The 12213-nt window shown below is 59.2% G+C and carries 12 protein-coding genes; 2 read left to right on the plus strand and 10 right to left on the minus strand.

Annotated elements, in window-relative coordinates; all coding sequences use genetic code 11:
* Positions 1-199: 199 nt before the first annotated feature.
* The 5 genes from HMPREF2547_RS10595 to HMPREF2547_RS04815 all read right to left on the minus strand — a co-directional run bounded on the left by HMPREF2547_RS10595 (position 200) and on the right by HMPREF2547_RS04815 (position 4254).
* The gene (locus HMPREF2547_RS10595) at positions 200-301 is read right to left on the minus strand and encodes a 30S ribosomal protein bS22 (protein WP_003855542.1); all 102 of its coding nucleotides are present in this window, start codon (positions 299-301) and stop codon (positions 200-202) included.
* Positions 302-543: 242 nt separating this feature from the next.
* Complete coding sequence (locus HMPREF2547_RS04800) at positions 544-735, minus strand: helix-turn-helix domain-containing protein (protein WP_005509751.1); 192 nt, start codon at positions 733-735, stop codon at positions 544-546.
* Positions 736-998: 263 nt separating this feature from the next.
* A complete protein-coding gene (gene proC, locus HMPREF2547_RS04805) occupies positions 999-1808 on the minus strand; it encodes a pyrroline-5-carboxylate reductase (protein ID WP_070604898.1) in 810 nt (269 codons plus the stop codon).
* 102 nt (positions 1809-1910) lie between these two features.
* Entirely contained in the window at positions 1911-3314 is a 1404-nt protein-coding gene (locus tag HMPREF2547_RS04810; RefSeq protein WP_016421982.1) for a hypothetical protein, read from the minus strand.
* Between the two features lies 1 nt (position 3315).
* The gene (locus tag HMPREF2547_RS04815; protein WP_161798518.1) at positions 3316-4254 is read right to left on the minus strand and encodes a Ppx/GppA family phosphatase; all 939 of its coding nucleotides are present in this window, start codon (positions 4252-4254) and stop codon (positions 3316-3318) included.
* Positions 4255-4288: 34 nt separating this feature from the next.
* Here HMPREF2547_RS04815 and HMPREF2547_RS04820 point away from each other — a divergent pair, with 34 nt between their 5' ends.
* On the plus strand, positions 4289-5221 hold the full coding sequence (locus tag HMPREF2547_RS04820; protein WP_016421980.1) for a DUF3109 family protein: 933 nt from the start codon (positions 4289-4291) through the stop codon (positions 5219-5221).
* Positions 5222-5272: 51 nt separating this feature from the next.
* Here HMPREF2547_RS04820 and HMPREF2547_RS04825 read toward each other — a convergent pair whose 3' ends face one another.
* From HMPREF2547_RS04825 to mshA, 5 genes are all read right to left on the minus strand, one after another.
* The gene (locus HMPREF2547_RS04825; protein WP_016421979.1) at positions 5273-5968 is read right to left on the minus strand and encodes a response regulator transcription factor; all 696 of its coding nucleotides are present in this window, start codon (positions 5966-5968) and stop codon (positions 5273-5275) included.
* A gap of 3 nt (positions 5969-5971) precedes the next feature.
* Complete coding sequence (locus tag HMPREF2547_RS04830; RefSeq protein ID WP_016421978.1) at positions 5972-7279, minus strand: sensor histidine kinase; 1308 nt, start codon at positions 7277-7279, stop codon at positions 5972-5974.
* Between the two features lie 130 nt (positions 7280-7409).
* Positions 7410-8156: a phosphoglyceromutase gene (locus tag HMPREF2547_RS04835; protein ID WP_016421977.1), complete on the minus strand. Its 747-nt coding sequence runs from the start codon at positions 8154-8156 to the stop codon at positions 7410-7412.
* A 70-nt stretch (positions 8157-8226) separates the two neighbouring features.
* Entirely contained in the window at positions 8227-8712 is a 486-nt protein-coding gene (locus HMPREF2547_RS04840) for a type III secretion system chaperone family protein (RefSeq protein ID WP_048732346.1), read from the minus strand.
* Positions 8713-8771: 59 nt separating this feature from the next.
* Positions 8772-10034: a D-inositol-3-phosphate glycosyltransferase gene (gene mshA / locus HMPREF2547_RS04845; protein WP_172620248.1), complete on the minus strand. Its 1263-nt coding sequence runs from the start codon at positions 10032-10034 to the stop codon at positions 8772-8774.
* 259 nt (positions 10035-10293) lie between these two features.
* Here mshA and HMPREF2547_RS04850 point away from each other — a divergent pair, with 259 nt between their 5' ends.
* Positions 10294-12129, plus strand: a complete 1836-nt coding sequence (locus HMPREF2547_RS04850) for a long-chain-fatty-acid--CoA ligase (RefSeq protein WP_083296857.1) — start codon at positions 10294-10296, stop codon at positions 12127-12129.
* Positions 12130-12213: the final 84 nt, after the last annotated feature.

A 12213-nucleotide genomic window follows, 5' to 3' on the forward strand; every position in this document is an offset into this window, starting at 1 on the left:
ACGCCGAGCGGACACACTTTTTGCTACTTAACCCTCATAAACTCCTACAGTTTCACATTTGCAGCCCGTAATCGGCAGCCCGTGATTAGCCCCCAACGACAAAACCCGCCCTATCTCAACGAGACCGGGCGGGTTCTGCTTTTAAAACGTGTACGCGACGCAGCACGCGCGCTCCTGCGATAACGGCAGGAATGCTGGCTTACTTGCCGAGCTTACGACGCTGCACGCGGGTACGGCGAAGCATCTTGCGGTGCTTCTTCTTCGACATGCGCTTGCGACGCTTCTTAATGACGGAACCCATCGGCTCGACCTCGCTATTCGTTGACGGAAATTTCTTTTCTTGCACAATGGCGGCGTACTCAATGCGGCCTTACAACCGCCGAGATGTCACGCCCTTTTTCCTTCCGCCTTCACAGCTAGATACTTCATGACTTGAAGACGATAGGAAACAGGGGCGCAGCACAGCACCATGTACTAATCGGATTAATCATAGCGGGGACATATGCGTTCAGGTCAAGCAGCCCCGCTTAAAGGCAGAAAAAATTAACCCGCGTTGTAGAAGGAGGAGTCCAGGTATTCCTTGACTGCGGACTCATGGACGCGGAAAGAACGGCCAACGCGCACTGCCGGCAGCTCGCCAGCGTGAACCAGGCGGTAGACGGTCATCTTGGATACGCGCATGATGTCAGCAACTTCTGCAACGGTCAGAAAGGTGCCTTTATCTGCATTCTGCATTAGTAAATATTCCCTTCAGCGCACGCGACGCGCTGCAGGCTTCCCCTCCTGCAGAAAATCGTGACACGCACGTGCTTTTCATATCCTACCGGTAGGCAAGGTGCCGGTGCGATTTTTGATAAAAAATAGGGGCATTGGCGAATGGTGTGACAGTTGTGACTAACCCATCGTCCCTGCGTATCGGATTAGCTACTGCCGCTGACCATTTCCAATGCCCCAAATATTGGGGTTACTTGTACACCCGCCTCTACTCGGCGAAATGCTTATTTACCCATCTCGTTGGCCTTGTCATAGCAAGCCTGCAGCGCACGATGCACCGCGCGACGAATGCCTTCTTCCTCGAAAACTCGGGTGGCCGCAGCGGTTGTACCGCCCGGAGAGGTGACATCGGCACGCAACGCAGTCGGGTCCGCGCCTTCCTGCATCATCATCTCGGCTGCACCAGCAGCCGTAGCCGACGCCAGACGCTTAGCCTGATCACGCTTGAGGCCCAGATTCACACCCGCGTCGGTCATCGCCTCGACGAACTGGAAGAAGTAAGCCGGACCGGAGCCCGAGACTGCAGTGACTGCAGACATCAGCGACTCATCGACAACCTCAACGCTGCCGACCTTCTTCAACAGTTCGACAACCTCGTCGGTCTGGCTCTCCGTGACAAAGCGGCCCGGCGCGACTGCACAGACCCCCTTGCCCACCAGCATCGGGGTATTCGGCATGACGCGGATCACCGGAGTACCGACAGCACAGACGCTTTCCATCTTGTCCAGCGTGATGCCAGCCGCCATCGACACCACGATGGTGTCGACCTCAGAGTCATCGAGCACGTCGGCAATCTGCTCGAGCATGTCGATAATCAAGTACGGTTTTACGCACAAGAACACCACGTCGGCACCGTCAACGGCCCCTACTGGGTCGTCGGTATCGACAATGCCGTAGGTCTCCTTCAGACCGGCCAGGCTCTCCTTGGTGCGCCCCACCACATAAATCGAGGAGGGCGAGACACCACCGTCGATGAGACCACCGACGAGTGCGCTACCAATCTTTCCGCCACCAATTACAGCAATTCTTGTCATGGACGCTAAGTGTGCCAAAACTGGCCCACACATGCGAATGCAGGGACCGGAAAACTACGCTTCCGACCCCTGCATCAGGTGATGATGATTCTGTTGACCCCACTACAACTGGAAGAGAATCCAGGGGCCAAATGTCAGCGCCAAACCGACAAGTCCCGCGAGAATCGGTGTCAGTTTGTCCTTCTCACGGCGCAGGTAGTTCGCCATTCCCGCGAAGCCACCAGCGACCACGAGAGCCATGATGACAACCACAATCTTTGGCAGCGACGACCAGGCCATGGTGAAGCCCAGGAACACCAATGCACCAGCAATCAGACCCACGAAGACCTGGATTAGCAGCAACGGCACCGAGAGGGAATTGTCCTCGGCGTAGCCATCGCGCGCGACGGCCTTGCCCTTGGAGCTCTTGGATTCTTCACGCTTAACGACGTCCCGGGGCTCCGCCTGCTTCTCGTCAGCTGCGGCCTGGGTCGGTGTGGTCTCGACCTGTGCAGCCTCAGTGGGGGCGTCCTCGGCCTGCTCGATATCGGCCTGTGCGTCTTCTGCCTGTGCAACTTCAGGAGCGACAGCGGCTGCCACTGCCGCCTTGGAAGCGGCACCGGTATCGGCGTCAGCGTCGGCAGCCTCGAAGGTAGCGGTTTCCTGAGCAGCTTCAGCCTCAGCAAATTGTTCACCGTCGACGTCATCCGATTCAGCGGATGCCTCGGACTCTTCGTCGACATTGTCCTGGACAACCGGAATGGAGGCAGTCGGACGGTCGTCGTAAGCGTTGGAACCGGTGAGTACCGCACGAGCGACTGGCCCCGGCTCCCCAAGCTGCTGCGACTCGTCTGCCATGTCACGCAGTTCGGTGAAGGTGTAGGTAATCTCCGAACGCTCGGAGTTGACCATGACCGGACGGGGTTCCATCGGAATTGCCAATGGCACCGCAGGGGCTGCTGGCTGCGCAGTTGGTGTGCTCTGCGCGGCTTGCTCCTGCTGCGGAGCTGCCGGTGCAACCGGTGCAACCGGTTCTTCAGCAACTTCGGCAACCTCGTCAGCTTCGGCCTCAGCGACCTCGGCGTCAGCTACTTCGGCGTCAGCCTCAGCTAATTCCGACTCCTCTTCTTCCTGATCAGCAGCTTCAGCCTCGGCCTCAGCTTGAACCTCATGCTCCGACGAATCCGCCCCTTCAGCAACTACCACTGGCTCAGCGACAGCCTCCGAGTGCTCCGGAGCTTCTACCTCCGGTTCGGTTGCCTGCGCTTCTTCGGCGGCGTTGGCCGCAGCTTCGTCGGCAAGCAAATCACTCGTAGTCGTCTGATCGTCGTCTGCGTTGGAAAGAGCGTGAGCACCACGTCGCGGTTCGTCGGCCTTTACACGAGGGATTGAGCCGGTGAGCTCCTGAACAGACACACCGCCTTCTTCAAGGCTGCGTCGACGGCGGCGCCGCGGTGGTTCAGAGGGGGCTCCCTCCTTCTGCCGCCGCGCCAGCAGTTCGGCAACGGTGAGCTTTTCCTCGCTCATCTCAACCCTTTCCGTATAGGTCACTGTCCAGTCGTCGGAAGATAATGCCCTCACGCAGCGCCCAAGGACAAATCTCGACCTTCTCTAATCCCAATGCTCGCATACTAGCCTCTGCAACGAGAGCACCTGCGACAATTTGGTGAGAACGATTCGCACTAACACCCTCAAGTTCAGCACGGTCAGCCGCCGTCATGCGGGAAATAAACGCAATCAACTGGCGCAAACCAGCGGCAGTCAGAGTGCGCTTAACCCGGGGACCAGCAGCGGAAGGCGCCGCACCGGTCAGGCGAGCGAGAGTGCGGAAAGTCTTCGAGGTGGCGACAGCCAAGTCCGGCTCACCAAGCGTACGCAGATGACGAGCTGGCTCAGCGAGCTCAGCATCAATGTAATCGCGCAGCAGGTCAATCTTCTTGCGCTCCGGCGGATCGGTCTCGAACCACTCGTGGGTCAACCGTCCCGCACCGAGCAGCAGCGAGTACGCGGCCTCCGGATCTTCATCAGTACCCGACGTCAGCTCAAGAGAACCGCCACCGATATCCAGGTTGATTAGACGACCAGCAGACCAGCCGTACCAGCGCCGTACTGCCAAAAAGGTCAGACGAGCCTCATCCTCACCGGAGAGAATCTGCAGCTTAATGCCAGTTTCTTTCTCAACGTGGGCGAGAACCTCGTCCGCATTCGTGGCATCGCGAACAGCTGAAGTGGCGAAGCTAATCATCTCTTCGCACTTCATCTGCTCAACCAATTCCTTGGATTCAGCGACGTAGCCCGTCAGCTTGTCAATGCCCTTCTTGGACAGGTTGTTGTCCTTATCCAGGTACTCGACCAGCTTCATCGTCGACTTGGAATCGCTCATCGGAGTCGGATGTCCGCCCCGGCGGGCGTCCACCATCACCAAGTGGACGGTATTACTACCTACATCTAATACACCTAATCTCACTCTTAGTAGGTTAGACGGTCTACGGTGTATTGGTGTGAATCAACCCCACCCCCGCCCCGGTCGTGGACCGCAACCGTCTCCCGCTGAAGTCGCCTATGACTTTCCCCGCGAGTGGTTCGAGTTCGCCCACCCGGAGGACCCAGAACATATCATCACCTGCGACCTAACCTGGTTGATGAGCTCCTATCAATGCGCTTTCGGCACCTCCGCTTGCCAGGGCATCGACTCCGCGAACGCGGATGTCGGATGCTGTGGCCATGGCGCCTTTATCACCGACGAAGAAGACCGCGAGAGGGTTATTGACGTCGTAAAGCGAATGGAAGGCGACTCCGCAGAGCCCCAGTGGTGGCAGAACCGCCCCGAACAAACTCTGAAGTGGCTTGAAACCTACGAAACCGACCCCTCCGAACCGTTGGAACCGTGGTTAGTGTGGGACGAGCTTGACGACGAAAACGGAGAGCCTGAGCCTGCTCTGAAAACGAAGGTCGTGAAGAATGCCTGCATTTTTGCCAACCGTGACGGATGGCGCAATGGTGCGGGCTGTGCCATCCACCAATGGGCGATGGCCAACGACATTGACCCCGTAAAGGTCAAGCCGGATGTGTGTTGGCAGGTGCCGCTGCGCCGACTGGAGGACTGGGAGGAACGCCCGGACGGCCAGGAGATTCTGCGCACGACCATTACCGAATACGATCGTCGTGCCTGGGGCGATGGCGGCGAGGACTTTGAATGGTTCTGCACGGGCGCGCCGGCCACACATACCGGTGGCGAGCCGGTGTGGCGCACGCACAAGTCCGAGCTAATAGAGCTCATCGGCGAAGAGTGCTACGAAATTCTGGCGGAGCACTGCCGTGCCCGAGAAATAGCGGGCGCGGCCAAGGCTTTCGGGCCGAGTGGCTACCCACTGCTGGCGATTCACCCGGCCACACGCGCAGCGGCCGAGGGGCTGGCGCCGGACGAGGTTTAAGTCGGGGTTTCTCAGACCGACGGCGGAGATTGTCGGCAGCAGTCTGCTGAGCTAGTCCTCGAACTTGTAACCCAAGCCGCGAACGGTGACCAGGAACTCCGGCGAGGAAGGATTGCGCTCGATCTTGGAGCGCAGGCGCTTGATGTGTACGTCCAGCGTCTTGGTGTCGCCGACGTAGTCGGAGCCCCAGACGCGGTCGATGAGCTGGCCACGGGTTAGCACACGACCACGGTTGCGCAGCAAGTACTCCAGCAGGTCGAATTCCTTGAGCGGCATTGCGACATCATCGCCGTCAACGGTGACTACATGGCGCTCGACGTCCAGCACGACCGGGCCGCCGCGCAAGACCTCCTCGTAGATATCCTCGACATCGTCGGAGTCGTCGTGGCGACCGCGGCGCAGCACAGCCCGGATACGGGCAATAAGTTCCCGAGAGGAATACGGCTTGGTCACATAGTCATCCGCACCAATTTCGAGGCCGACGACCTTGTCAATCTCAGTGTCACGGGCGGTCACCATAATCACTGGGACAGAGGACTTTAAGCGGATGTTTTTGCAGACCTCGGTGCCACTCATACCTGGCAGCATGAGGTCCAGCAGCACAATGTCCGGTTCTGCCTTGGAGAATTCTGCAAGTGCTTCCTGGCCGTCAGCGGCCATCCGCACCTCGAATCCTTCGCGCTGCAGCAGAAACGCAAGCGGCTCCGCCAAAGCCGTCTCGTCTTCGACAATAAGTACCTCAGTCACGGATTACTTCATTCCTTCCTTGGAATCCTTGTTCTGGGAATCCTTATCCTTGCCACGGGTTTTGCCCGTACCGCGCTGCGCGTTTTTCTTAGCCGCAATTTTACCCGCAGGCTGGGTGTGGCCGATTGGCAAACGTGCAGATACATCGCCATCATTCGACGCGGAACCGTTCTTTTCCATCAGCGGGAGCTCAATGGTGAAGGTCGATCCTGTGCCCAGCCGACTCCACAGCTTCACGGTTCCCTTGTGATTCGCTGCGACGTGCTTAACAATTGCCAAGCCCAGACCGGTACCGCCTGTCGCCCGCGAGCGTGCCTTATCCGCACGGAAGAAGCGCTCGAAGATACGCTTCTGATTCGCCTGGGAAATGCCGATACCGCGGTCAGTGACGCGGATAGCGACGGTGTCGTTATCCTCCTTGACCGCAGTCACAGATACAGGCGTGGCCTCTGGCGAGTAGTTGATCGCATTTGAAATCAGGTTGGACACCGCGGTGATCAGCAGGCTGCGTTCACCTTCAACCACCAAATCCGGCTCACAGTCAACGGTGATTTCAATACCCGCCTGCTCCGAGAGCATCTGGTTACGACGCACAGCTCCTTGGACAATCTCTTCAACCTTCACGGGAGACATGTCCGGCAGCGGCTCTGCCCCCTGCAGCTTCGACAGCGAGATGAGTTCCGTAATCATGGTCGACATCCGCTTGGACTCCTGCGTCAGGCTCTCACTAAAGTGACGCACGGCAACCGGGTCGTCGGTAGCTTCATTCAGCGCCTCGACCAAGAGGCTGATGGCCCCCACCGGAGTCTTGAGCTCGTGGGAAACGTTAGCCACAAAGTCACGTCGCGCGGCCTCCATACGGGCCTGTTCGGAGACATCCGCCGCATAAATCACCACAAAACGGTCGTCCACCAGTGACAACGGAGTTAGCTGACAGCGGACAATTGTGTCCGGCGCCCCCGCCCGGCGCGACGGCAGCACCAGCGTTAGCTCCTGGTCCTCCTGCGAGTCAAAGACCTTGAGCGCAGCTTCCCAGCCCACGTCATTGAGGCGGCGCTCATAGACCAGCCCTAACTTGTGCGCCATGGAGTTCGACAAAATCAAATCACGTGAGATGTCAACGACCACCACACCCGTCGGAGACTTCTGAATGGCCAGGTGCATGACCTGCGCCATGGTGGTTATTGAACTTTCCTCGTCGCTCTTCTGACGCCGAGCGGCGTTATAGGCACCCGAGACAACTCCACCAAGAATCAGCACAGCTGCCATAACCGCAGCACCTAATAGAGCGGCGATAATGATTTTTGACACGGGTCTTACCCTAAGCTCTTTTCACAATCCGCGCGCGCTGAAAATCAGTGCGCTAGCTAGCTCTAAATAGACCAAGGAGCACAGCCCCACTTGGCTGCGCCCCTTATCGGCCTATCAAACACCTACATTTTTACTTGTTGCCCTGAGCAGCAACAGCAGCAGCACCTGCAGCTGCAGCTTCCGGATCCAGGTAGGTGCCACCCGGGTTCAAAACCTTGCCCTCAGCATCAAAGTCGTAAACCAGCGGGATACCGGTCGGGATGTTCAGAGCGGCAATGTCCTCGTCCGAGATGTTGTCCAGGTGCTTGACCAGTGCACGCAGGGAGTTACCGTGAGCTGCCACCATGACAGTCTCACCGGCCTTCAGACGCGGCAGGATTTCCTCTTCAAAGTAAGGAATGAAACGCTTCACGACGTCCAGGAGGCACTCCGTGCGCGGAACCTCATCCAGGTTGGCGTAACGCGGGTCATTAGCCTGCGAGAACTCGCTGTCATCCGACAGCTCCGGCGGCGGAGTGTCGTAGGAGCGACGCCAGGACATGAACTGGTCCTCGCCGTACTTCTCCTTGGTCTCTGCCTTGTTCAGACCCTGCAGAGCACCGTAGTGGCGCTCGTTCAGACGCCAGTCACGGATAACCGGAATCCACAACAGGTCAGCGGTATCCAGGGCAATGTGTGCGGTGTTAATTGCGCGACGCAGCAGCGACGTGTAGAGAACCTGCGGCTTCAGGCCTGCCTCTACGAGCATCTCACCGGCACGTACTGCCTCAGCGCGGCCCTTGTCGGTCAGTGCAACGTCGACCCAGCCCGTGAACTGGTTGGATGCGTTCCACTCACTCTGGCCATGACGGACAAGAATCAGTTTTCCATTGCTCATACCCCTAATTGTGCCCCAAAACGGGAAAGCCCGCCGTTCGTTGCCCCGCTATGTGGGTTGCTACCCCCGGCTACTCAACCATGTGGCGGAACTGCTCCAGATTGGCCAGGTTTTCCCCACGGTCAACCCGCCACTCCCACTCGCGCTTAATTGCCGATGCAAAGCCGCGTTCGAGGATCTGGTTGAAGTCCCCATCGGCCGTCTCGAGCAGCTGACCGAGGAGGCGGTCGAGGTCATCGTCGGAAAGCTCAGCGGGCAGTTGACCGACCAGGTAGATGTCGCCGGCGGCGTCGATGGTGTAACCGATGCCGAACAGACGACGGTTGCGCTGTAGCAACCACTTGTAAACGGCCTCGTGGTTTTCTTCGACCGCGCGACAGACGAAGGCTTCAACACGCAGGGAGTCCGGCGCCGGGATGAGGCCGACGATAGTCTTGAGCTTCTTCTTACCAGGCAGGACCACCACGGCGGCATTGTCTGCAATACCATGCTCGACACCGAGGCGTTCCAGCTGCTCACCGAGGGATTTCAGCTGTACTTGGATGTCCGTGCTCATCGTGAATCATCTCCCTGTTTTTGTGGTTACGGCCCTGGCGATACTGAAGCTAACGAAACTTACCGGGAGCCGCCCGCATCCCGGATAGAGCCGGGACAATTTTCCTTTTGGAGTTCGGTTCGATGATAGACATCGGCCAACCGATCCACGGTCTTTTGCCAGGAAAACTCCAGGGAGTGCTCGCGTGCCTGGGTGGCCAATTTAATGCGTAGCTCGTCGTCCTCCACCAGGCGACCGAGGGCATCGGCCCAGGCTGCGGGCTCGTGACCGTCGACAAGCAAACCGCTGACCCCATCGTCGACAGCGATGGAGAGTCCGCCGACATTCGCCGCGACAACGGGAGTACCGGTGGCCTGAGCCTCCATCGCCACCAACCCGAAAGTTTCGTTGTAACTGGGCACGGCGACAATATCTGCGGCCTGGTAGAGCTTCGCCAGGTCCTGCGGCGGGCGCGGGGGCATGAACCGGACCAGGTGGTCGATCCCCTCTTCCGCGGCGAGATTGGTGAATTCGTCGGGCGCATGCAGCCCAGAACCGGAAAGTCCACCGCAGATAATCACTCGGACATTAGTGGCGGGATGGCGACGCATGAGCTCACCGACACCCCGCAGCAATACCTGCGGGCCTTTCAGCCGCTGCAGCCTACCGACGAACAAAATGACCTTAGTGTGCAACGGGATGCCCAACTCACGACGGGACCGCTCGGTGGCACGATCACTGCCTGGCGAAAAGAGCTCCACGTCCACCCCGGGCGGCACGACATTGATGCGCCACGGGTCGGCATCGTGGAGATCCGCGAGCTGCTTAGCCTCGGCATCGGTGTTGACGATGAGCCGGCACGCATTGTCCACAATCTGCTGCTCACAGATACGCCGAGACTCCGGCTCCGGCGTATCTCCCTCCGCCAGATGGAGATTCTTCACTGCCGCCAGCGTGTGCGCCGTGTGCACAAACGGAATGTCAAGCAAATCCGACAGCAGCCACCCCACTTGGCCAGAGAGCCAGTAGTGCGAATGGATCAGGTCGTATTCAATCCCCTGTTTGCGGGCGAATTCAATGACCCCACCGGCAAAGGCCGGCATCTGCGTAGCCAGGTCTGACTTCTCTAACCCCTCATATGGACCAGCCACAATGTTGATGACGCGGAAGTTCTCACTGACCTGAATCACCGGCCCATCGCTGGAACGCGTGGCGCGGGTGAAAACATCCACCTTCACACCGCGTCGCGCCAGCTCCTCGCATGTGCGCAGCACGTAGACATTCATGCCACCAGCGTCTCCGATGCCCGGTTGCTCCAGCGGAGAGGTATGCATGGAGATCATCGCGATGCGGTTCGGCCACGCCGGGGTGTTAGAGGTGGCCGCGTCTGCGCCCGCCGTTGCCGCCGGAAATGTTTCGCTCATACTGCCCAGAGTGCCTATGCCAGGGGCAACCCCGCAAATGAGTACCTCAAATACGTGTATAGGAATTCCGGCATCGCAGTGCGACGTACGGCACAATAGAGGTCGATACCTACTACGTCGTAGGTTATTATCACCTCACGACATAGTCAGGCGATAAACAAAGCTTTAGGAGGACCCCATGGCCGATACATCCAGCTCACACGCTGCAAATGACTCTGCCCCAGCTCACGGTTCCACACCCAACGCTGCGGTTTCCAAAGCCTGGCTGAACCTGTATCCGGAGTGGACCCCACCCCACATCGACTACAACTTCGACACCCTCCTAGACGTCTACCGCCACACTCTGAGCAACCACCCGCGCCGCAAGGCACTGACCTTCTTCGGTCGCTCCACCTCCTATGCCGAGCTGGATGCCAAGGTTCGCAGCGTTGCCGCCGGCCTGCGCGCACTCGGTGTACGCAAAGGCGATCGCGTGGCACTGCTCATGCCGAACTGCCCGCAGCATGTCATCGCCTACTGGGCAGTTCTGCACCTCGGCGCTGTTGCCGTAGAGCACAACCCCCTCTACACCGCCCACGAACTGCGCCACCCGTTCAACGACCACGGCGCCCGCTTTGCCATCTGCTGGGACAAGATCGTCCCCGTACTTGAAGACCTTCGCAACAACACCCCGCTCGAGACCATCATCGCGGTCAATATGCTGCAGGACCTGCCGTTTGTCATGCGCACCGCCCTGTCAATCCCGCTGCCGAAGCTCCGCGCCGCCCGCGCTAAGCTGCACTCCTCCGCACCGCAGGTCATGGGTTTTGACGCTTTGCTTCACGACGCCGTCGGCGGAGACGGCCACGACCTCCAGGCCGATGAATCCATCACTGCCGATGACACTGCAGTGATGATGTACACCTCTGGCACCACGGGATCGCCAAAGGGCGCACAGTTGAGTCACCAGGGGTTGGTAGCCAACATTCTGCAGGGCAAGGCCTGGGTGCCGGGCCTTGGCAAGGAGCGGGAAATCTCCCTCGGCATCCTGCCAATGTTCCATGCCTACGGCCTGACCATTGTCACCAACTTGTCCATGCTGATTGGCGCTGAACTGGTGCTGGTGCCGGCACCGGAGATTCCGCTGATTATGAAGGTGATGAAGAACAATCGCCCGACATGGGTGCCTGGTGTGCCGACTCTCTACGAGAAGATTGTCGAAGCCGCCGAGCGCGATAATGTCGACCTCTCCGGCGTGAAGTTCGCCTTCTGCGGTGCTGCTACCCTGCCGGTTTCCCTTGTGCAGAAGTGGGAGAAACTCACTGGCGGGCGTCTTGTCGAAGGCTACGGCCTCACCGAAACGTCACCGATTATCGTCGGCAACCCGATGGACGGCAACCGCCGCCCGGGCTACGTTGGCCTGCCATTCCCTGACACCGAGGTCGCCATCGTTGACCCCGAAGATCCCACCAAGCTCCGCGCTGACGGCGAGGAGGGCGAGGTCATCGTCCGAGGCCCACAGGTTTTCGCCGGTTATCTCAACCTCCCGGAGGCAACGGAGAAGTCCTTCACCGATGGGCCTGCTGAGCTTCCCGCTGGCGATCGTTGGTACCGCACCGGCGATGTCGGAGTCATGGAGTCGGACGGCTTCATCAAGCTGGTTGCCCGCATCAAGGAGGTCATCATCACCGGTGGCTTCAATGTCTACCCGGCCGAGGTCGAGGAAGTACTGCTCTCCCACCCAGACATCACCGATGCCACGGTCGTCGGCCTCCCGAAGAGTGACGGCTCCGAGATGGTCGTGGCCGCCATCACCCTTGCTGACTACGCCCGACTGGATTCCGACGCCTACCGCGACCACTGCTACGACAACCTGACCCGGTACAAGGTGCCGCGCGCATTCTTCCACCTGGAGGAACTTCCTCGCGACCAGATGGGCAAGGTCCGCCGCCGCGATGTCCGCGACGTGCTGCTCACGCAGCTGGAGCAGAAGGGCCAGAGCGTCGATTCGCTTTCCCACCGCAAGCACCATTAGTTCACGGTGGTTTTGTAGTTGGGATAGGGGCCTGAGTAGAGCGGGCTCCTATCCCTTTAAGGCGGACCCCGGCTCCCCCCCCCC

Source organism: Corynebacterium sp. HMSC055G02 (genome assembly GCF_001809065.1).
In the GTDB taxonomy this organism is placed as follows: domain Bacteria; phylum Actinomycetota; class Actinomycetes; order Mycobacteriales; family Mycobacteriaceae; genus Corynebacterium; species Corynebacterium jeikeium_D.

Bases quoted from the DNA above. Each gene is read 5' to 3' on its own strand.
- HMPREF2547_RS10595 (WP_003855542.1), bottom strand. From the start codon at position 301: ATGGGTTCCGTCATTAAGAAGCGTCGCAAGCGCATGTCGAAGAAGAAG.
- HMPREF2547_RS04800 (WP_005509751.1), bottom strand. From the start codon at position 735: ATGCAGAATGCAGATAAAGGCACCTTTCTGACCGTTGCAGAAGTTGCT.
- proC (WP_070604898.1), bottom strand. From the start codon at position 1,808: ATGACAAGAATTGCTGTAATTGGTGGCGGAAAGATTGGTAGCGCACTC.
- HMPREF2547_RS04810 (WP_016421982.1), bottom strand. From the start codon at position 3,314: ATGAGCGAGGAAAAGCTCACCGTTGCCGAACTGCTGGCGCGGCGGCAG.
- HMPREF2547_RS04835 (WP_016421977.1), bottom strand. From the start codon at position 8,156: ATGAGCAATGGAAAACTGATTCTTGTCCGTCATGGCCAGAGTGAGTGG.
- HMPREF2547_RS04840 (WP_048732346.1), bottom strand. From the start codon at position 8,712: ATGAGCACGGACATCCAAGTACAGCTGAAATCCCTCGGTGAGCAGCTG.
- mshA (WP_172620248.1), bottom strand. From the start codon at position 10,034: ATGATCTCCATGCATACCTCTCCGCTGGAGCAACCGGGCATCGGAGAC.
- HMPREF2547_RS04850 (WP_083296857.1), top strand. From the start codon at position 10,294: ATGGCCGATACATCCAGCTCACACGCTGCAAATGACTCTGCCCCAGCT.